The 19,151-nt window shown below is 63.9% G+C and carries 19 protein-coding genes and 4 pseudogenes; 2 read left to right on the top strand and 21 right to left on the bottom strand.

Annotation, left to right across the window (positions count from 1 at the left end):
- Nucleotides 1–295 precede the first annotated feature (295 nt).
- The gene (locus QCE48_RS17115; RefSeq protein ID WP_309788646.1) at nt 296–1,066 is read right to left on the bottom strand and encodes an ATP-binding protein; all 771 of its coding nucleotides are present in this window, start codon (nt 1,064–1,066) and stop codon (nt 296–298) included.
- A gap of 596 nt (nt 1,067–1,662) precedes the next feature.
- Here QCE48_RS17115 and QCE48_RS17120 point away from each other — a divergent pair.
- Nucleotides 1,663–1,782, top strand: a complete 120-nt coding sequence (locus QCE48_RS17120) for a DoxX family protein (protein WP_309788647.1) — start codon at nt 1,663–1,665, stop codon at nt 1,780–1,782.
- Here the strand turns inward: QCE48_RS17120 and QCE48_RS17125 are convergent.
- The 18 genes and pseudogenes from QCE48_RS17125 to QCE48_RS17210 all read right to left on the bottom strand — a co-directional run bounded on the left by QCE48_RS17125 (nt 1,761) and on the right by QCE48_RS17210 (nt 17,153).
- Nucleotides 1,761–3,035, bottom strand: a complete 1,275-nt coding sequence (locus QCE48_RS17125; RefSeq protein ID WP_309788648.1) for an MFS transporter — start codon at nt 3,033–3,035, stop codon at nt 1,761–1,763. The genes QCE48_RS17120 and QCE48_RS17125 overlap by 22 nt on opposite strands.
- Before the next feature lie 60 nt (nt 3,036–3,095).
- The gene (locus QCE48_RS17130; RefSeq protein ID WP_309788649.1) at nt 3,096–3,644 is read right to left on the bottom strand and encodes a DUF2889 domain-containing protein; all 549 of its coding nucleotides are present in this window, start codon (nt 3,642–3,644) and stop codon (nt 3,096–3,098) included.
- A 14-nt stretch (nt 3,645–3,658) separates the two neighbouring features.
- Nucleotides 3,659–4,591: an FAD-binding protein gene (locus QCE48_RS17135; protein ID WP_309788650.1), complete on the bottom strand. Its 933-nt coding sequence runs from the start codon at nt 4,589–4,591 to the stop codon at nt 3,659–3,661.
- A 10-nt stretch (nt 4,592–4,601) separates the two neighbouring features.
- On the bottom strand, nt 4,602–5,351 hold the full coding sequence (locus QCE48_RS17140; protein WP_309788651.1) for an electron transfer flavoprotein subunit beta/FixA family protein: 750 nt from the start codon (nt 5,349–5,351) through the stop codon (nt 4,602–4,604).
- Nucleotides 5,348–6,181 carry a CoA ester lyase gene (locus QCE48_RS17145; RefSeq protein WP_309788652.1) on the bottom strand — a complete coding sequence of 278 codons (834 nt, stop codon included), beginning with the start codon at nt 6,179–6,181 and terminating at the stop codon, nt 5,348–5,350. The genes QCE48_RS17140 and QCE48_RS17145 overlap by 4 nt, the downstream gene beginning before the upstream one ends.
- Before the next feature lie 18 nt (nt 6,182–6,199).
- Nucleotides 6,200–6,949, bottom strand: a complete 750-nt coding sequence (locus tag QCE48_RS17150) for a GntR family transcriptional regulator (RefSeq protein WP_062639881.1) — start codon at nt 6,947–6,949, stop codon at nt 6,200–6,202.
- Between the two features lie 85 nt (nt 6,950–7,034).
- Nucleotides 7,035–8,225, bottom strand: coding sequence for a CoA transferase (locus QCE48_RS17155; RefSeq protein WP_309788653.1), 1,191 nt, complete (start codon nt 8,223–8,225; stop codon nt 7,035–7,037).
- Nucleotides 8,222–9,397 carry an acyl-CoA dehydrogenase family protein gene (locus tag QCE48_RS17160; protein ID WP_309788654.1) on the bottom strand — a complete coding sequence of 392 codons (1,176 nt, stop codon included), beginning with the start codon at nt 9,395–9,397 and terminating at the stop codon, nt 8,222–8,224. Before QCE48_RS17160 ends, QCE48_RS17155 begins: the two co-directional genes overlap by 4 nt.
- A gap of 12 nt (nt 9,398–9,409) precedes the next feature.
- On the bottom strand, nt 9,410–10,804 hold the full coding sequence (locus QCE48_RS17165; RefSeq protein ID WP_309788655.1) for an MmgE/PrpD family protein: 1,395 nt from the start codon (nt 10,802–10,804) through the stop codon (nt 9,410–9,412).
- Nucleotides 10,801–12,147 (bottom strand): MFS transporter, encoded by a 1,347-nt coding sequence (locus QCE48_RS17170; RefSeq protein WP_404983514.1) that lies wholly within the window; start codon nt 12,145–12,147, stop codon nt 10,801–10,803. Before QCE48_RS17170 ends, QCE48_RS17165 begins: the two co-directional genes overlap by 4 nt.
- Before the next feature lie 141 nt (nt 12,148–12,288).
- On the bottom strand, nt 12,289–12,792 hold the full coding sequence (locus QCE48_RS17175) for a MaoC family dehydratase (protein ID WP_309788657.1): 504 nt from the start codon (nt 12,790–12,792) through the stop codon (nt 12,289–12,291).
- 98 nt (nt 12,793–12,890) lie between these two features.
- Nucleotides 12,891–13,460 (bottom strand): annotated as a pseudogene (locus tag QCE48_RS17180) (GGDEF domain-containing protein); the annotation flags it as partial.
- A 463-nt stretch (nt 13,461–13,923) separates the two neighbouring features.
- Entirely contained in the window at nt 13,924–14,046 is a 123-nt protein-coding gene (locus QCE48_RS17185; RefSeq protein WP_309788658.1) for a hypothetical protein, read from the bottom strand.
- 306 nt (nt 14,047–14,352) lie between these two features.
- A complete protein-coding gene (locus tag QCE48_RS17190) occupies nt 14,353–14,583 on the bottom strand; it encodes a CopG family transcriptional regulator (RefSeq protein WP_309788659.1) in 231 nt (76 codons plus the stop codon).
- 253 nt (nt 14,584–14,836) lie between these two features.
- On the bottom strand, nt 14,837–15,484 hold the full coding sequence (locus QCE48_RS17195) for an RES family NAD+ phosphorylase (protein WP_309788660.1): 648 nt from the start codon (nt 15,482–15,484) through the stop codon (nt 14,837–14,839).
- Nucleotides 15,481–16,137, bottom strand: coding sequence for a hypothetical protein (locus tag QCE48_RS17200; RefSeq protein ID WP_309788661.1), 657 nt, complete (start codon nt 16,135–16,137; stop codon nt 15,481–15,483). Before QCE48_RS17200 ends, QCE48_RS17195 begins: the two co-directional genes overlap by 4 nt.
- 65 nt (nt 16,138–16,202) lie before the next feature.
- Nucleotides 16,203–16,313 (bottom strand): annotated as a pseudogene (locus QCE48_RS17205) (branched-chain amino acid ABC transporter substrate-binding protein); the annotation flags it as partial.
- 228 nt (nt 16,314–16,541) lie between these two features.
- Complete coding sequence (locus tag QCE48_RS17210) at nt 16,542–17,153, bottom strand: glutamine amidotransferase-related protein (RefSeq protein ID WP_309788961.1); 612 nt, start codon at nt 17,151–17,153, stop codon at nt 16,542–16,544.
- On the opposite strand from QCE48_RS17210, the gene QCE48_RS17215 reads away from it, so the two are divergent.
- Nucleotides 17,052–17,513: a hypothetical protein gene (locus QCE48_RS17215; RefSeq protein WP_309788991.1), complete on the top strand. Its 462-nt coding sequence runs from the start codon at nt 17,052–17,054 to the stop codon at nt 17,511–17,513. The two genes, QCE48_RS17210 and QCE48_RS17215, sit on opposite strands and share 102 nt — an antisense overlap.
- Before the next feature lie 464 nt (nt 17,514–17,977).
- On the opposite strand, the pseudogene QCE48_RS17220 reads toward QCE48_RS17215, so the two are convergent.
- Nucleotides 17,978–18,589, bottom strand: a pseudogene (locus tag QCE48_RS17220) (transposase); the annotation flags it as partial.
- A 277-nt stretch (nt 18,590–18,866) separates the two neighbouring features.
- A pseudogene (locus tag QCE48_RS17225) lies at nt 18,867–19,151 on the bottom strand (hypothetical protein); the annotation flags it as partial.

The raw sequence follows: 19,151 nt of genomic DNA on the forward strand, positions 1-19,151 counted from the left end.
ATGGCCGAGTTCCAGATGCCGTGCTTGTGACCAGGGATGTCACGAGCTGTTCGTCTTCACGCTTCGCGCGTCGCTTGTCGTTCGTCGACAGTCAGTATCCGCCTTTCCGTGCGGTGACAGCGCTCGTATCTTTTACTCGCGCATTGAACTCGCGGTGCTGACCTCACTGGCCGAAACCTGTGGGGCGGCGCTGTTTACGCAGCGCGGCGAATTGCGTTGCCGGATGGGATGCAGCACGTTGGGTCGTTGCGCGTCGGAACTAACGCGAGAGCTTCCGACGACGCGACCAGTCTGGCTACGACTGAGAATTGCCGGCGCTAGGCGCTATTGCCGTGACTCCGATGATCAGCGCGCCATAGACGATCGCTCGCAGTCCGGCCCCCGCGCCGCTCGCGTTAAGAAGCGCGTTGATAAGAAACAGAAACCCCGCAGCAGTCCAGATGCCGGTCGGACTTGGCCTGCCACCCGAGACTTGGGTGCCGCCGATCACGACCACCGCTACCGAAAGCAGCATGTAGTCGGCTCCCATGTCGAGCGTCGCCCCGCCGGAAAAGGCGGCGAGCAGCAGGGCCGCAATCGCGGCGAGGACCGAGCAGCTTACATAAGTCAGGCAGTGAACCAGCGTCACCCTGATGCCCGCGAAATTGGCCGATGACGAAGAGACCTGCGCGTTGCCGTTGCGCTCGGGCACCGCATCGCATTCGACAAACTGCCCCATCGCGCGAATGATGGCTTCTTTGCTCAGACCCGCCGCATCCAGCGTTGCCACGACGGCGCCGTTGCGCATGACCATGACGCGGTCCTTGGCGAGCGATGGCGACTCGCCGGCCGTTGGGTGCTCGGCCCGATAAACGCCCGCATGCGTGACTTCGAGGTACGGCAGGCAGACGACGAAGGTGCTGCCAAGCCCGGGGCCAGCGCTCCACGCATAGACAGAACCGCCATGTGCCGTTACAAGACTGCGCACCAGCGCTAAACCAATTCCCAGTCCGCCCTGTGACCGGTCGGCGATACGCTCTGCCTGTGAGAACAGTTCAAACGCGTGAGCGGTGACATCGGCGGTCATGCCATTCCCGTTGTCTGACGCGACCAACTTAACGTTCCGGCTTTCAACGCGCACCTCCCTCCGGCGTGTATTTTGCGGCGTTGGCAAGCAGATCGGCCAGCACTTGAATCAAGCGCTTCTCGTCGCCGCGCACAAGCGCGGCCGCAACAGCTGACCTTGCCGCCGCCGCGCACTTATACGACCGTTGGTACGATGTGCACGCATTTTGCCTGGACCCGTCTAAACCGAGCCAAGTAGCCATCCTGTTTTCGGATATCACCGAGCAGCGAAACAGTGAGCAGCGACTGAGACGAAGCGAACGCGGCGCCCGAGCGCCAGCACTCCTGGCAGAAGCCGCCACTCGCCGCCTTGACGCACTTTTGGAGGTGGCGCCTGTTGGGATTGTCCGAAATCGCGTCGCCGAAGAAATAGCTGGGCTAGCGTCCCGACCGGTGCCTGCCGATGGCGCGCATGACATTGTGATTTGCCGTTCCGGGGGTGGCCGCTAATGTCCGCTGGGCCCAGCGCTTGCCAGTACAGCACGACAAGAAGCGGGAACCAAATGCTTTCCACGCACACTTCCATCTGGACTGCTGATCGGCCATCCGTTCTGGACGATGCAGACGGCGAACGCATGGCGAACATTAGTCAACTTCTACAAAAACGTGAGCATCATGGGCGGCCTGCTCCTGCTGTGCGTCACGGGTGCGGGCCGTTACTCGCTCGACCGGCGCTGACCGTCGCCCGGCCCGTTCACTGGCTTTCCGGCTTCGACCGCGCGCCGTCGCATCTGACGATCCGGCAGGCACAGCAGCGCGAGCGCGATGCAGGGCACGACGCCGAGCGCAACATAGGCGAACCCGAGACTACTGGTGCGTTCAGCGAGATAGCCGAAGGCGGGCGGGCCCGCGACCACGCCGAAATACGTGAAGAACAGCGCGCCGCCGGTGACGGATGCAACCGCGCCGCGCGGCGCGAGCCGTGCCAGTTCGCCGAGGAACACGCCGTTCCATCCGATCGCCGTCGCGCCGAACACCGCGGAAACGACACACAGCGCCTCGATGCCCCAGTGCGTGGCGAACGAACCCGTCGCCACGCAACTCAGCGCCATGAGCACGCAGACGGCCATCAGAACCCGCCGCGACGAGCCGATGCGATCGGCGAGATGGCCCCACAGCAATCGTCCGGCAATGCCCGCGCCCTGCGCGACGGCGTAGATCACGCCGGCCTGCGCGAGCCCCATGCCGGCTTCGCGATGCAGGAACGCCATCAGGTAACCGCTCACGGACAACTGGCACGCGGAGAACAGCAACGAGACGACGGCCATCGAGCGCAGTTGCGGATGCGCGAGGACCTCGGCGATCGGCCGGTACCAGGTCTTCGAGATGACGAGGCGCCCGGTCGCTTCGGCGTCGAGTGTGCGAAGCGGGCTGCTGACGAGCGAGACGGCCGCCGCGAGCACGGCGAGCCCGCCAAGGCCGGTCTGCCACGAAAAGAATGTCGCAATGAACGGCAGCGCCGCGCCGGTGAGCAATCCGCCGAGCGGCACGCCCGTCTGCTTGAGCGAGAACGCGATGCCCATGCGCGCGGCAGGCGTGGTCCGCGCGAGGATCTGCGAGCTTGCCGGCGTGATCGGACCATAGCCGAGCCCGCAGAGGAGCGCGGCGAGAAGCCTCAGGCTTGGGTTGTCGACGCTCAGGAGCGCGAGCGCGAGTGCTTGCAGGAGGAGCGCCGCTTGCGACGCCCGTACAGGACCGAGTCCTGTCACGACCGCGCTGCCGATCACGCTGCCGATCATCGCTCCGAAATAGACCACGGCGAGGAACACGCCGACCGCGGCCGGCTGTACGCCCGGAATCGCCGGCGCGAGAATCGGAAACGCGAGTGTGGCGGCGGTGGCGACGGCCTGGATTGCAAGCGTGCAGGCGAGCGTCACGATCTGGGCGCCGAGGCTTGCTTGCTCGGGCGGTGCGGTCTGCCGGTCGTTCATCGGTGCGTGTTCGGTGGGTTGAGCTTCGGAAGACTGTGCGCTTGCAACCGCTCGCGACGCTCAACTGGCTTTTTGCCGGTGCGGACCGCGATACCACGTCGGATAGAAGAGACGGACGGCGTCGCCTTCGGTGCGCAGCGCGTGGCAGCCGTCGAGTTGAAACGGCTGCCGCTCGGCCGACGCGTTGATCTCTTCGCTCATGGTCTGAAAGGCCGCCGTGGCGACCGCGCCGATCAGTTCGGTCAGGTGCGAGCAGCCCTTCACGCCGCCGAACAGTCCGCGCACCTCGCGCATGAATCCGGCCGTGATCGTCATGCCGATCAGCTTCCGGTAGTCGGGCGCGACGCGCTCGCAAAACCCCTCGTAGGGGGCGACAGTAGATTCGGCGCGCGCGTCGACGATCACGAAAGCGGTGCTGACCGTGAGACAGAGGGACATTTCGTGGATCGGATCGCCTGCGCTGCGGGTGACGCCGTGCGACACGCGGTCGTAGGTTTTCGTATCGACGAGATGGCCCTCGATGTCGTACAGGCCGTCCTTGCGCTTGTAGCCGCGCAATTCGACGCGTCGTCTGTGAAGCAGTTCGCGCTCGACCGTAGCGAGTACCATCTGCCTCTCCTCGATCAGAATGCGGCCGCGAGTTCCGGCACGACCGTGAACAGATCGCCGACGAGGCCATAATCGGCAACACCGAAGATCGGCGCTTCAGCATCCTTGTTGATCGCGACGATGACCTTGCTGTCCTTCATGCCGGCCAGATGCTGGATCGCACCCGAGATACCGACTGCCACATACAACTGCGGCGCGACGATCTTGCCGGTCTGCCCGACTTGATAGTCGTTCGGGACGAAGCCCGCATCGACCGCAGCACGCGATGCGCCCAGTGCCGCGCCGAGCTTGTCCGCCAAAGGTTCAAGCACCTTCGTGTAGTTCTCGCCGTTGCCCAGGCCGCGTCCGCCAGAAACGATGATGCTCGCGCTCGTCAACTCGGGACGGTCCAGCTTCGTGAGTTCACGGCTCACGAACTGCGAAACGCCTGCGTCGGCTGCCGCTTCGATCTTCTCGACCGCTGCGCTGCCGCCTTCGGCTGCCACCGGATCGAAGCCCGTCGAACGCACCGTGATGACCTTGATCGGATCGCTCGATTGCACCGTCGCGATGGCGTTGCCCGCGTAGATCGGACGCTCGAAAGTGTCGTCGCTGTCGACTGCGGTGATGTCGCTGATCTGCGCGACGTCCAGATGCGCGGCGATACGCGGCGCGATGTTTTTGCCGTATGCCGTAGCCGGAGCCAGGATGTGCGAATAGTCCTTGGCGATATTCAGCACCGTGCCGTCGATATTCTCGGCGAGCCCGTCGGCGAGTTGCGGCGCGTCGGCGAGCAGCACTTTGGAAACGCCTGCGATTTTCGCGGCGGCATCGGCTGCGGCTTGCGCGTTCGAACCTGCGACCAGCACGTGAACATCGCCGCCGATCTTCGAAGCCGCCGCAACGGTGTTCAGCGTTGCCGCCTTGATCGACGCGTTGTCGTGTTCTGCGATAACCAGAATCGTCATGTTCGTTCCTTTAGAGCACTTTGGCTTCGGTCTTGAGCTTTTCGACCAGCGTCTTCACGTCCGGCACCATCACGCCGGCGGAGCGCTTGGGCGGCTCGGCGACTTTCAGCGTCTTCAGGCGCGGCGCGACATCGACGCCGAGATCAGCCGGCTTCAACGTTTCCAAAGGCTTCTTCTTCGCCTTCATGATGTTTGGCAGCGTGACATAGCGCGGTTCGTTCAGGCGCAGGTCGGTGGTGACGACTGCGGGCAGCTTGAGCGAAAGCGTTTCCGAACCGCCATCGACTTCGCGCGACACGGTCGCTTTGCCATCGGCCACAACCACTTTCGATGCGAACGTCGCTTGCGGCAATCCAGCCAGCGCAGCCAGCATCTGACCGGTCTGATTCGAATCGTCGTCGATGGCCTGCTTGCCGAGGATCACCAACTGAGGTTGTTCCTTGTCGACCAGCGCCTTGAGAATCTTCGCGACCGCCAGCGGCTGCAATTCATCAGCCGATTCGACGAGAATCCCGCGATCCGCACCGATCGCCATCGCCGTGCGCAGCGTCTCCTGACATTGCGTCACGCCGCACGACACGGCCACGACTTCAGTCGCAATGCCCGCTTCGCGCAGACGCACCGCTTCTTCCACTGCGATTTCATCGAACGGATTCATCGACATCTTTACGTTCGCGATATCCACACCGCTTCCGTCCGACTTCACGCGAACCTTGACGTTGTAGTCGACCACACGCTTGACCGGTACAAGAATCTTCACACTGACACTCCCTGAATGGATGTTTCCGCAGCGATGCGCTTCGCACGGTCGATGACCGGCTTGTCGACGAGCTTGCCGTCCACGGCGAACGCGCCCTTGGGGTTCTCCGCGAGCCGCGCGAGCACGCGTTCGGCCCATGCGCGGTCCTCGTCGCTCGGCGCGTATCCGCGGTTCACGGCATCGACCTGCTTCGGATGAATGCACAGCTTCGCGCCGAAGCCGAAGCGGCGGCCAAGCGCGACGTCCTCCGCGATGCGCGCGGCGTCGTCGATGGCGAGCGTCACGCCATCGACCGGCGCGGGCAGCCCGGCATAACGCGACTCGATCACGAAGGCCGAGCGCACCGCATCGAGTTCACGGTCCATGCCTTCGACCCCCGCATCGACGCAATAGTCGAACGAGCCGAACGCGAGCCGCGCGACCGCCTGCGCCTTCGCGACCTCGCGCATGCGCACGACGCCCATCACCGTCTCGACCAGCGCGACGAGCGCCGCGTCCGCGCCGAGCCGCGACGCGATGTCGCCCAGCTGATCCGGGCATTCGGACTTCGGCACCATCACGTTGCGGACCGGCGAGTCGTGCAGCATCGCGACATCGTCGGCATGCCACGGCGTGCCGGACGCATTGACCCGCACCATCACACGGCGACGGTCCGCGCCGGACAGCGCCGAACGCAGCCATTGGGACAACTGCTCGCGTGCTGCGATCTTGGCGTCGGGGGCGACGGCGTCTTCGAGGTCGATCACCACTTGATGCGCGGCGCTCGCGAGCGCCTTCGCGAAGCGCTCGGGGCGGTCGCCGGGTACGAACAGATAACTGCGCAAGGTCATGCTGGTTCCCTCGTCAATTCATGCGGAGTTCCAGCCGCGCTGGAACGTCTCGGAATAGCTGTAGCGGTCGGCGGGATGAATGATGATCGCGCCTTCGACCACATCGCCGCGCCGGTTCAGATAGCGGCGGCACATCCACAACGCGGGCGAGCGCGCCTTTGCGTTGATGAGCCGCGCGATGTCGGCGGGCAGCGCGATCGCGCGAATCTCCTGCTGCACTTCTGCGATCTGCTCGCCGAACTGGCGCTCGATCATCGTGAAGAGCGGCGTGTGCAACTCGCCCTCGTCGATCACGAGCGAGCGGAACGCAGGATGAATGTAGGCATCGGTGTGGCAGATCGGATCGGGGCTGCCCGGCGAGCGGCGCAGGCTCTTTACATGCAGCCACGTCTCGCCGGGATTCGCGCGCAGCAGATCGCAGACCGCGGGGTCGTCGAGCGGCTCGGTCTCCTTCGAGAGGATTTCGAGCACCGTGTCCGCCGTATAGCGCTGCAGGTCGCTCAGTTGCTGCATCACTTGCCGGTAAGCGCCCTCGGTCCTGAGCGCCTTGACCGTCGTGCCGACGCCCGGCTGCCGCACGACCATGCCCAACTGCACGAGCTGCTTGACCGCTTCGCGCACTGTAGAGCGGCTTGCGCCGAACTGCTCGCAAAGCTCGAATTCGGTCGGGATCGTCGAGCCGACGGGATAACGCCCGCTCTGGATCTCGTTGACGAGTGTCTGCGCCAGTTGCATGTAACGCGGCTGCTGACCGAGTACTGTGACCATCGATGTGCCTGCACGTGAAGAAGTGGACGGACGCGCGCGTCCGTCGACCTCTTGTGCGCGACTCATTGCATCCTGCATGCGAGCCTCATTGCACCACGGCCTGGTCACGAAGCGCGGCGATTCTGCCAGCATCGTAACCGAGTTCGGCAAGCAGCCGATCCGTGTCGCGGCCCAGTTCGGGGGCGGCCTGCTTCGGCAGCGGATCGCTCACGCGCACCGGCGCCGCGACACCGCGAATCGCGCCGAACTGCGGATGCTCGGCCGCGACGACGCCCTCGCGTTCCGCGACGAACGGGCTGTCGAGCGCCTGCTTCACGTCGTACACCGGCGCGGCGGGCACGCGGCCGCCGAGGCGCTTGAGCCATTCCTCGGTGGTCGCAACCGAGAGCGCGGCGTCGAGTTCCTTTTCCAGCACATCGCGATTCGCGAGCCGCGCCTTGAAGTTGCAGAAGCGCTCGTCGGTGATCCACGACGGCTTGTCGAGCACCTCTGCGAGCACGCCCCAGAACTTTTCCTTGTTGCACATCAGGAAGATCCAGCCGTCCTGGGTCTTGTACAGCTGGCTCGGCGTCAGCGACGGATGCGACGAGCGGCGGTCGCGCCCGGTCACCACATCGCCGTTCAGATACCACGTCGCGACATAGGCGAGGTTATGCAGCGCGACATCGAAGAGGCTCACGTCGACGTCGCGTCCCTTGCCGGTCGCGCGCGCTTCCACGATGCCCGCAAGCAGCGCCATCGCGGCCGTGGTGCCGGTCATCAGGTCGATGATGGAAAGACCGAAGCGCGCGGGCGGGCTGTCGGGCTCGCCCGTCATGGAGAGATAGCCGGCCTCTGCCTGCATCAGGTAGTCGTAGCCGGGCCACGAAGCACGGCTGCCGGTGCGCCCGTAAGCCGACAGATGGCCGCATACGATCGCCGGATTCGCCTGGCTCATCTGCTCGTAGGTGAGGCCGAGCTTCGCGGGCAGATCGCCGCGCAGGTTGTTGAAGACGGCATCGCTGGTGGCGACGAGATCGAGCAGCACCTGGCGCGCGTTTTCCTTTTTCAGATCGAGCGTGAAGCTCGACTTGTTGCGGTTGAACGCTTCGAAGAAGTGGCTGTCGCCTTCGCCGAAGAAGTGCGGGCCGACGAGGCGCCCCACGTCGCCGCCTTCGCGGAAGTTTTCGATCTTGATGATCTCGGCACCGAGATCGGCGAGATGCTGGGTTGCGAACGGGCCGGCGCCGTATTGCTCGACGGCGACGATGCGAACGCCTGAAAGCGGCAGACTCATACGGGGTTCCTCTCGATCAGTTGCTTGGCGATGATGATGCGCTGCATCTCGTTGGTGCCTTCGCCGATGACGAGCAGCGGCGCGTCCCGATAGAGACGCTCGACGTTGAATTCCTTCGAATAGCCATAGGCGCCATGAATACGCATTGCTTCGATGCTGTTTTCGAGGCCGGCTTCCGTGGCGAAATACTTCGCCATGCCCGCTTCCATATCGCAGCGCTCGCCGCGATCGAAGGCGCGGGCGGCGGCGTCGGTGAGCAGGCGCGCGGCCTGGACGCGCGTCGCCATTTCGCCGAGCTTGAGCGCGATCGCCTGATGCTCGCAGATCGGCTTGCCGAAGGTCTTGCGCTGCTGCGAGTACGACACGGCTTCATCGAGCGCCGCCTGCGCGATGCCGACGCCGCGCGCCGCCACGTTGATGCGCCCGAGTTCGAGGCCGTTCAGGATCTGCTTGAAGCCGCGTCCCTCTACACCGCCGATCAACCGCGAAACCGGCACGCGAAAATCGGTGAACGTCAGTTCGCACGTGTCGATGCCCTTGTAGCCGAGCTTCGGCAGCTTGCGGCTCACTTCGAAGCCCGGTCCTTTCTCGATCAAGAGCAGACTCATGCCGCGATGGCGCGGCTCGGCCTTCGGGTCGGTCTTGACCAGAAGCGCGAGCGTGTTGCCGTACATGCTGTTGGTGATCCAGGTCTTGTTGCCGTTGACCACGTACTCTTCGCCTTCGCGGCGCGCCGTCGTGCGGATCGCTTGCAGGTCGGTGCCGCAGTCAGGTTCGGTCAAGCCGATGCCGCCGCGCAGTTCACCCGTCGCCATGCGCGGCAGGTACTCGCGTTTCTGTTCCTCGGTGCCGTTGCGCTGTACGGTCATCGCCATGATGACGTGCGAATTGATGATGCCGCTCACCGACATCCACACCGCCGACATGCGGTCGATGATCTTCGCGTAGGTCGAGGTGGAAAGGCCGAGGCCGCCGTATTCCGGCGCGATCAGGCAGCCGAAGAGACCCATCTCCTTCATCTTCTCGACGATCTCGTGCGGATACTCGTCGGCGGCTTCGAGCGCGTGCACGTACGGTTTGACTTCGGTCTTCAGGAAGCGGTCCAGCATGTCGAGGATCAGCGCCTCGTTTTCCTGCGCTTCCTGCGCGTGATCTGTTTCGATGGTTGCCATATGAACCTCTCCTTAAGCGGGCTGACGCAGGATGCCGGCGAGTTGCTCGACGCTCGCGCGTTCGAGCCCGAGCACGGCTTCGCGAATCTGATCGGCGCGATCGCGCGACACCACGCGCTGCGCGTTGTCGTAGAACTTTTCGACGATGCCTTGGTTGGTCATCGGCCGGTCCGACGAACCGCGGTTGATCGCTTCGCGATGCGCGAGGCGGCGACCGTCGCGCGTCGTCACGATCACCTCGCCCGTGTAGTGGCGCGGGAACGTCGACTCCGGATCGACTTCGTATTCGACGCGCTGCGCGAGCGCGAGCACGGCGGGATCGGCGAGGGCGCCTGCATCGAGGTCGTCGAGCGTGAAGCGGCCTTTCAGCAAGCCGGTCGCGACGATGTACGGGATGCTGAACTGCGCGTCGTAGCTGTTGGCCGGGCGCTTCTTGTTCGCGACCGGCTCGCACACCACTTCGACGACCGGACCCGGTACGCGGACGACGACCTTTTCGATCGCATCGCCGGCGAGACGGTGCTCGCGATGAAGCGCGATGGCGGCATCGGACGATGCGTGCGTGAAGTGGCACGCGGGAATCGGCTTCAACGCGACCTGCTCGATTTCCCACGTGTCGCCGAGGCCGGCGGTCGCGATCGACAGATCGGGTGTCGCGTGGTCGGACAGATACAGCGCGTAGAGTCCGTAGCGGCCTTCGTAGGCGGCTCCCGGGCCGATGTAGCCGTGCTTCGCGAGCGTTGCGGCGGTGGTCGCGCTCGCGGCGGCCCAGCCCGGATGCAGGCGCTTGGTCCACGCGCCGTCTTCGAGGAACTCCATGCTGCCCGACGCCATCGAGAGCACGATGCCTTGCGCCTCGACGGCGGCGTGCTTCGAAAGCCCCATCAGTTTCGATGCCGCGAGCGCACAGCCGAACGCGCCGACGAGCCCCGTCGGATGAAAGCCGACCTTGTGAAAGCCGCCTTGCGCGACGGCGCCGACGCGCGTCGAGACTTCCATCGCGGCGATGTAGGCGGCGAGCATCTGCGCGCCGCTCGCGCCTTCGCGCTCGGCCAGGCCGAAGGCGCACGGCAGGGCGCTCGCGGTCGAATGGATCACGCCGCGCGAGTGCGTGTCGTCGAAGTCGAGGCCGTGCACGAGCAGGCCGTTGGCGAGCATCGCATCGCGCAGGGCGAGCCTGCCCGACTTGCCGAACACCGTCGACGGGCCCGTGCCCAGTTCGCGCATCGCGGCGAGCGTGATGTCCGCGTAGCCGAAGGCGGTGGTCGCGAAGGCGAGACCGATGCCGTCGAGGATCAGATGCTTGGCCCGCTCGCGGACCGCCGACGGAATGGCGTCGACGGTCAGGTCCAGCGCGAAGCCGGCGAGGCGGGTCGAGATGCGGGGCGTGTCGTTGCGTGCGTTCATCGTGCTACGTCTCCGTTTTGAAGCCCGAACGGTTCGTCGAGGATCACCGTGTCGGGCGAAACCGCTTCGAGGGAATATTGATTGGCATCGACGCCGAGCGTGAGGATCGCGATGACGAGCAGAAGCAGCACGCCCGACACCATCAAGAGCACGCCCAGCACGCCGAACTGTGCGTAGAGCAGCACCGCGCCGTACGACGTGATGATCGAGGCGAGCCGTCCGCACACGCCCGCCGTACCGGTGCCGCGCAGGCGCAGCGCCGTCGGGAAGAGTTCGGGCACGTAGCTGAAGAGGCCGAGCGTCACGACCACGTAGATGCACGTGACGAGCGTGAAGCCGACGCAGGCGATCGCCGCGTTCGCGACCATGTGCGGATAGATGAAGCCGAGCACGATCGTCGCGAGGCTGAAGGCGACGAGACCCTTCGCCCGTCCGAGCCGGTCCGCGCAGAAGAAGCCGAGCAGGGCGCCCGCCGGTGCGCCGAAGGACATCAGGAGCGTAAAGCCGAGCGAGGTCACGACGTCGCGTCCTTCGCGGACGAAGAACGTCGGCAGCCACGCGACGAAGCCGTACACCGCCACGTTCACCGCGATCACCGTGAGCGCCGCCGTGACCGTGCGTCCGATCATGCCCCGGCGCAGCAGGGCGCGAAACGGCTGCGGCGGCACTTCGAGATTCTGCGTGCGCGAGCAGGGCGGAAGCGGCCCGCGCTGCGCTTCGACTTCGCGCTCGATCGCGCTCACGGTGTCTTCCGCTTCCTTCAGGCGCCCGACCGATTCCAGCCAGCGCGGCGATTCCGGCATCGAATGGCGCAGCACCCAGACGACCACCGCGCCGATGCCCGCGATGCCAAACATCCAGCGCCAGCCGAGCGCGGGGATCACGACATAGCCGACGCTGGTCGCGATGAGCAGGCCCGAGTTGATCATCAGCGCGAGGAGCGCGGTCCAGCGTCCGCGATGCGCGGGCGGGATGAATTCGCAGAGCGTGCCCGCCGCGACCACGAGTTCCGCGCCGAGTCCGATGCCCATCACGAAGCGCAGTCCGATCAGCCAATAGATCGACGGCGCGAAGGCCGCCGCGATCGACGTGAGGCCGAAGAGCGCGAGGTTGATCTGATACGAGGAACGGCGTCCGAAGCGGTCGCCGAGATAGCCCGAAAAGCCCGCGCCGATCAGCATGCCGAAGAAGCCCGCCGAGACGAAGATGCCGTTCAGCTGCAGCGTCGAGAAGCCTTGCTTCACCATCGCAGCGGAGACGCCGGCGGCGAGATACACGTCGAATGCATCGAGTGCCGCGCCGGCGCCGATCAGGCCGAGGATCTTCCAGTGAAAGCGCGCCATCGGCAGTCTGTCTAGCCGCGCGCCTGCGCTTACGTTTTGGTTCACAGATGTCTCCAATGCTGTGAGAGGGGATCGAATCGCAGCCCGTTTCTGTGCCGGGTCGGGGTCCGTTGCGAGCGTCGTGCCGGCGGATGCCTGCGCTCAGTCGCCCGTGCCGTAGCCGCGTTTCGCGATCAGCGCCGTGCGCACGAAATCCATCACCGGCGCGCCGTCCTGCTTGAACGCGCGGGTATGGACGGTGACGATGCCCTGCGTCGGACGCGACTTCGATTCGCGCTTTTCCAGCACTTCCGATTCCGCATAAAGCGTATCGCCGCAGAAAACCGGCCCGGTCAGTTTGATCTCCTTCCAGCCGAGGTTAGCGATCGCCTTGCCGCTGACATCGTTGACCGACATGCCGAGCACGATCGCCACCGTGAGGCCGCTGTTCACCAGCAGACGGCCGAACTCGCTTTTGGCGGCGTGCGCGGCGTCGCAGTGCATCGGGTGGAAGTTCATGGTCAGGAGCGAGAACTGGATGTTGTCCGACTCGGTGATCGTGCGCCCTGGCCGATGTTCGTAGATGTCGCCGACCGTGAAATCCTCCAGATAGCGGCCGTAGCTCGCGCGGTAACGCTGGCTGCCCAGTTCCTGTGCCTGCATCATTCCTGCCTCCTGTATCTCTTGGTTGTTTGTACGGACAAAGTATCCAGCGCAGGCTTGCGGCATGTCAAGCGGGGAAAGGGTAAACCACGGGGAGTTTTTTAAAGGCTTGCTGGCGCCCGTCGGCTGGGCCGCTTCGTCGCTTGCGCCCGGGCGATGCCGTGCGACGCGCCTTCGTCCGCTTCCTCGACGCAGTTCCGGCCGAGCGCCTTCGCGCGATAGAGCGCAGCGTCCGCGAGCGCGACGAGCGCGGCCGGTCCCGCCGGCGTGCGCGCAGTCGAAGACGCGCAGCCGATCGAAATGGTCACGAGCGACACTTCGTCGAGCGGCCCGCGCAGCTTCATCGCGACGACGGCGCGGCGCATCGACTCGGCGATCGCGCGTCCCGCCGGGCGGTCGCAGCCCGGCAGCACGGCGACGAATCCCTCGCCGCCGTACCGCGGGACGAAGTCGCTCTGACGCCGCAGCGTGACGGCGAGTTGGCACGCGACGCGCCGCAGGCAGTCGTCGCCTGCCTGATAGCCGAAGGTGTCGTTGTAGCGCTTGAAGTGATCGACGTCGATCAGGAGCAGCGTGAGGGGCTGACCCGAGGCGGCGGTCATCGCGAATTCGCGCGGAGAGCGTTCGTCGAAACAGGCGCGGTTGAAGAGCGACGTGAGGCCGTCGCGCGCCGCCGACTCCTTGAGCCGCCCGGTGCGCTTCGCTCGGGTTGCGGTAGAGGCCGCTCGTCTCTACACCAGCATGCCGCGCGCGGCGCTCGCCAGCCCATCGACGCGACCCGCGCCGCATACCAGCCGACGCTGTAACGCGCGCCGGCGTTGAGCGTCAGCACGACGTCGACGAGTCCGGCGAACAGAGCGATCGCGTGCGCTGGAAGAGGAAATTGCTGTAGAAGAAGGCTGGATTCGAGCGTTATTCATTCAGGCCATCGTTGGGGAGTTATGCAGACCTTCCTTAGCGATCGACTGCCGGGCTTGCCGGCTATCAATGCCTCTGCTCCGCGAGCAATTCATGTTCGACCTGGCTTGCGAATGCCGAGTCACCGAATCCTAATCGAATAAAATGCTCTGAATTGCGTTCCGCAGCGGCATCACAACGAAGAAGCGCTTTCACCTTAGGCGTCGGCGCAAGCCGTTATGTAATCAATTCGAGGTGCCGCGCGCCGTCTGGCACCGCGTCGACGAGGAGCCGGCGATCGAAGGTCGCGAGCGTGCCACGATGCGCGCGCGGGAGCGCGAGCAGGTAGACATCGGTCACCTGATCGGTCGCAGGATTCGGCTCGCATCGACGTGTTGTGCATCGAGCAGGCTCACGTCGTCAGCCGCAAAACCGGCGGCTGGGATGCGCCCGCAACTGCGCGATGAGTGGTGCGGCAGCTGCCGGCGTCTCGACCGTGTTGGGGTAACGCGGATTGCCGATGCTGCTCAGCAGGCGGTTTCGGTCAGCAGACAGCTTGTCCAAGCCGGGTGCCCGACCTGGCCAAACCATGCGTGCACGGCCTATGCTGAACATGGCCAGCGTCGAGTAGTGCGATCACTACGTCGACGTCAAGCAGATAGGCCATCAGGGCGTCTTGTCGCGCAACTGATTGACGAGATTGAGCGTTGCCGGGGGCGCGGCGCGCGTGTTCGCCAGGACGGGCAGTCCATTGCGCACCGTTGGTGTGGTGGCTCCCGGCTGCAGCGCCGCCCGTGCGAGCGTCGACAGAACGCGACCGCTCGAAACGTGGTCGCGCTCGGCGCGGGCGCGTACGACCGCCATCACGTCGTCGTCGATATCAAGGGTCGTTCGCATAGGTTCTGCAAGTGATCATGCCGTAAGCCAATTATGGGCCTACTGCATCAAACATCACATCTCGCATCAATTTGGCAGCAATTCCGAATTTAAAGGTTTTCGAAGGGCGCCGGGGTTAGGCGGAAACACTGAGCGGCATGTAAAGTGGGGTTAGATCATGTAGCCCGCCAAGGGTGCAGGAAGCGGCGAGCGCCTTTGGGGAGGGCGATCACATGAGGCTATGCTCGCGCTGGCCTCGTTCAGCCGAGAGGTTTCAAACAATGCCGATTTTCAAACTCGCGGCGAGCTTGATGATCCTGCTTCGCAGTGGAGGTTCCGCGAGCGAGGCATGCTCAACGACGCGAAACGGCCGATCTGGGTAGCTGGAAAGCCGCTGTCCGAAAAGCATAATGCAGCGGCCGGCGTCGTGACGGCGCGAACCGTACGCAATACCTTGCGCGTCGGGCCGTTGGTCGAACGCTGCTTGTGCCCAGCGTCGGGTCTGCGCGTAGAAGGCGGGCAGACTCTCGATCAAGCGATGACGGTCCAGTCCCAAGGCGAGCAAATAGGGACTATGAAACGTCACGCACGGAATCGGATAGTCGAATGATATCCGGGCGATCCGATAGCTACCTAGCTTGTCGAGCTCGAAGCTGCCGGGCGGTTCCAATGATACGTCGTGAAAGATCGACTCCATGATCGCGCAGTTGAACGTACTCGCGGCATAGTACGTATGAACAGGAGTGGAATCGGGGAGGGCGAGCGGGGCGAACCGGGTGTCGCCCCAGCCCTCGGAAAAACTAAATGCCATGTTTGCGTGCGGATCGATCGAGTAGACGTGATACCACTCGCGTACTTCATCCTGGTCGATTTCTTCTACAACAAACGCTTCGGCCGGACCTGGTGTCGGAACCCAGTTCACGCGATGAAGCTCCTGCGATTGCGACGAGCCGCTGCCAAAACCTCATCCGGTCGATCGAGCGCATCCTTTGGCGCCACTGGCCTAGGTGTATCACTGCTAGAGCTTTGCTCCGCAATCCAGCCGTTCGGTGCATGAAACCACGCCGCGATTTTCCACATATCGGCGACCGGTCCCAATTCGGTGAGAATTTCTCGAATGATGGGCAGCGGCTGACACAGGGCATCGAACTGGTAGCCCGCGAAATACTCGCGTCCGTTCACGTTCACGCTAAAAATCCGACCGCGGCGCTTCCAGTCACTGGCTGGCTGAGATTTGCTGCTCGGAGGCGTCTGCTGCAGGGAGTTGATCTGTTCGGACGTGAGCCATTCTCCCGCCGCAAACACGGAACGGATCGTTTCTGCACGATGTTGCCGCTCGAAAAGCAAATCATCCGAAGGCTCGACGAGATGCGTGACCAGACGCACGATCTCATCTGCCCGCGCCAACATCTCGCGGCTCGCGTGGGGACTCGAAAACATGAGTCTGGCCGCCTTCTCGAAGCTCGCCTGAAACGATTCAGCGACCGCAAGATCGACGCCCTCGGGCAACTGAACGCTGAAATGGACAGACCGATTATCGGGCCCTTCGATCGGCGAACCTTCATCCACGATCATGACGACCTCCGCTTGACGACATTGCCACTAATTTACTACGGGTTGGCAATATCGGCAATACGCGTATCCGCGCCGAAGTGCTTCTTGAACCTAGCCGCGAACGCGCGGCCTTCCAGCAACGACTCTACGCGGCGGCCGTACTCCCACGCCATCGCGCCTTCGGCGGCGTCTCCGGCCGAAAGCACTATCGGCTATGCAGCGGCTTCCGACACCGGGGGATGACGCTCTGCGTTGGGCTCCACTGTCGAGGTCATTCCGCCGTGAGCCGTCTGCACGGGAATCAAGAACGCCCGTGTGTTGATCGTGGCATCGGGCGGGAAAGTCGATGCCGCGTTGTTCGCGTCGGCGATCAGCTAAGTTTGAGCTTTTGCGTATGCGCCCGCTTTCGAAGCGGGCGCATACGCTTATGAACGGCGCGCCGCCGCATTTAGAAAGGCAATCAGCAAGGGATGGGGCGCGCCATCACGCGAGGACAACTCGGGATGCCCCTGCATGCCCGCAAAGAACGGATGCTTATCGGCCTCGATGGCATCGGCGATCGAGCCGTTCTCGTCGTGCGCGCTGACGGTCACGCCGAGCGTCGCGAGCGGCGCTTCGAGCGCCGGATTGAGCCTGTAGCGATGATTGCAGAGAATGCTCGCCTGCGCGCCGAGCATGGCCGCAATACGCGATCCCGGCACTAGGTTTATCGGCCGCAAGCCTGAGCGATGCAACAACACGCCATCCTCGCCAACATGAATCGGCTCGAAGCTGGCGACGCGCGCATCGGGCTGCGCTTCCTTCATGCCGATCTCATCGCTCTTCAACACGAGCCGCGCGATGGCCGTCGCCATTGACTGCATGCCGAGAGACAACCCCACGACTGGAACCGCCGTCAGCCAGCCGAAACGCGCGGCCTCGATCTGTCCCGCCACGTGCGCTATGTCCGCGCCGCCCGGCAACAGAATGCCGTGTGCATCGGCGAGCAAGGTTTCTGCGTTGTCGCGGTCGATGTCCTGTGCCGCGATGAAGCGCACGTCAAGATCGAAGCCGAGCGCATCGGCGGCGTCACCGAGGGCGGCAAGCGTCGCGGGGTATTGCTGATGCTGGTCGCACTCACGGCCTATCAGCGCAACCGTTATCGACGGCCCGCCCGCGCGCGATGCGGCTTCTTCCGGGGATCGCCATCTTCCATAGCGATCCCGATGCGCTTGCAAAACCACGCCCGAACCATCTTCGACGAGCTGTGCGCTATCGGCTTCATGAACGACGCGCAACATCTCCACGTCTTCGGCGCATTGCGTAGGAAACGCATCGAACGATTGCACGAGGAGCACGATATCGCGCGTGCGCGCGAGCGCAAAAATCTCATGGCATGGTTCGGCAGTGTCGGGTAGGCCCGTGCGCGTGCGCCAGATCAGACCGCTCGCGACTAACCGTCCATCCGCTGTGACGTGCTGATGCGCGTCGGGAAACCGCTGTTCGTCGAAGTGGGCGCCTGCGCAGCGGAGGTCGGCATTCAAAGTCCGGGCGAACAGCGCGGGAAGGGCGCCGAATCGCGCCGGCTCGGGGGTAGCGTCTTCGATCAGATAGAGCATGTAAGGCCATCCGATAAAAAGAAAGACCCGCGCACGGCACACGTGCCGCGGGCATGGCGTCTGGTGCTTAGGCGCTTCAGACCGCGGCGACAGCGGGTGTCAACACCGCACACGCGGTCTCGATGCGCCAGCACGCGTTGCGCAGCGTGGGCATCGGAACAGCATACGCGATGCGCACATGGTTCTCCACGCCCAACGCGCTACCGTGCACCACGCCGACATGCTCATCGCCCGAAGGCGTAGTCGCACCTATCGCGCCTGAGCAGAATATCGTGCTCAAGCTTCAGCTGTCGGATGTCGCGTCGAAGCGATTCGACCTGTTGTTCCAGCTCCACACGCTCATGGTCCGACGCTGGCTTCGTTTTGCGTTTCATAGATGCTGGAACCACTCGACCGAGTAACTGATTCTTCCAGTTATACAACGTTGGCCGGCTCACACCGGCTTTCTCGGCAACCACGCGAGCGCTTTGCTCTCTGGTGCACAGTTCAATGACTGCTGCCTGCTTCACCTTTTGTGATTTTGGGACGCTATCAACCGCTCGGCCAACAATACGTTTCCTGATTTCAGGACACAGTTCTTCGATCCAGCCCGCAAGCGTTTCGCGACTCGGATAACCCAAAGCCCTCAACGTGGCGGCAGCACAGCGGTCATGACTCAAATAATGATCAACCGCCACCTCTTTCTGTTCAGCCGAATACCTCGGCCTCAAACGGGCATAACCAGCCCGTAGATCATGGCACTGGTCGTATTCGCGATGCCAGGCTTTGAGAGAATTCTTGGTCGGGTAGCCCAACTGCCGGATGGTTGCTCCGAGGCGCCTGCCCAGCTTCAAGTACAGTCGAACCGCTCGAATGCGATCTTCGTATGAGAACATGAACTACCTCCAGGTAGTCCAAGTTTTTGTCCGCACCTCCAAGTGGGGATTATTCATCCGACGGCGACACGGCGCCGTGAATCGCGGCGAGACTGTCGATCACAGGCTCCGCCTTCTCCGGATTCCGGACCCACAGGTTATCTGTATCTGCTCGACGAAGCGCTATTGCGCCGCTCGCGCTCTTGCGCGCTCTCGCGAACGCGGATGGACGCCGCCAGTTCGATCGCATAAGGCGCGGCGCCGAAGAGCGCGCATAGAAGGAGCACCGTCGCAACTGTCAGCGACTGCAGCGGGGGCTCACGGTATAGGGGCAAAAAGCTGCCTTTGCCGTCAACGAGTGAAGCAAGCGTGCCCGGATGAGCGAGGCAGACGATGGCAAAGCCCACGACAGGCGCCATCTCGAGCACGCTATGCACCATCTGTTCTTTGGCGTGATAACACGGGTTGTGGACGCATACCTCAGGTCGATGTAGACCGTGATCTCATGCAGCACGATCAGCGCGGCCATCGCACAGATGGCGAACGGGTTAATCTGCAGGAACAGCGCGCACAGGACGAGCGC

It is taken from the genome of Caballeronia sp. LZ024 (assembly GCF_031451455.1).
Lineage (GTDB): Bacteria > Pseudomonadota > Gammaproteobacteria > Burkholderiales > Burkholderiaceae > Caballeronia > Caballeronia telluris.

Bases quoted from the DNA above. Each gene is read 5' to 3' on its own strand.
- QCE48_RS17115 (WP_309788646.1), bottom strand. From the start codon at position 1,066: ATGACCGCCGATGTCACCGCTCACGCGTTTGAACTGTTCTCACAGGCA.
- QCE48_RS17120 (WP_309788647.1), top strand. From the start codon at position 1,663: ATGCAGACGGCGAACGCATGGCGAACATTAGTCAACTTCTACAAAAAC.
- QCE48_RS17125 (WP_309788648.1), bottom strand. From the start codon at position 3,035: ATGAACGACCGGCAGACCGCACCGCCCGAGCAAGCAAGCCTCGGCGCC.
- QCE48_RS17130 (WP_309788649.1), bottom strand. From the start codon at position 3,644: ATGGTACTCGCTACGGTCGAGCGCGAACTGCTTCACAGACGACGCGTC.
- QCE48_RS17135 (WP_309788650.1), bottom strand. From the start codon at position 4,591: ATGACGATTCTGGTTATCGCAGAACACGACAACGCGTCGATCAAGGCG.
- QCE48_RS17145 (WP_309788652.1), bottom strand. From the start codon at position 6,181: ATGACCTTGCGCAGTTATCTGTTCGTACCCGGCGACCGCCCCGAGCGC.
- QCE48_RS17150 (WP_062639881.1), bottom strand. From the start codon at position 6,949: ATGGTCACAGTACTCGGTCAGCAGCCGCGTTACATGCAACTGGCGCAG.
- QCE48_RS17155 (WP_309788653.1), bottom strand. From the start codon at position 8,225: ATGAGTCTGCCGCTTTCAGGCGTTCGCATCGTCGCCGTCGAGCAATAC.
- QCE48_RS17160 (WP_309788654.1), bottom strand. From the start codon at position 9,397: ATGGCAACCATCGAAACAGATCACGCGCAGGAAGCGCAGGAAAACGAG.
- QCE48_RS17165 (WP_309788655.1), bottom strand. From the start codon at position 10,804: ATGAACGCACGCAACGACACGCCCCGCATCTCGACCCGCCTCGCCGGC.
- QCE48_RS17170 (WP_404983514.1), bottom strand. From the start codon at position 12,147: ATGGCGCGCTTTCACTGGAAGATCCTCGGCCTGATCGGCGCCGGCGCG.
- QCE48_RS17175 (WP_309788657.1), bottom strand. From the start codon at position 12,792: ATGATGCAGGCACAGGAACTGGGCAGCCAGCGTTACCGCGCGAGCTAC.
- QCE48_RS17190 (WP_309788659.1), bottom strand. From the start codon at position 14,583: ATGCGAACGACCCTTGATATCGACGACGACGTGATGGCGGTCGTACGC.
- QCE48_RS17200 (WP_309788661.1), bottom strand. From the start codon at position 16,137: ATGATCGTGGATGAAGGTTCGCCGATCGAAGGGCCCGATAATCGGTCT.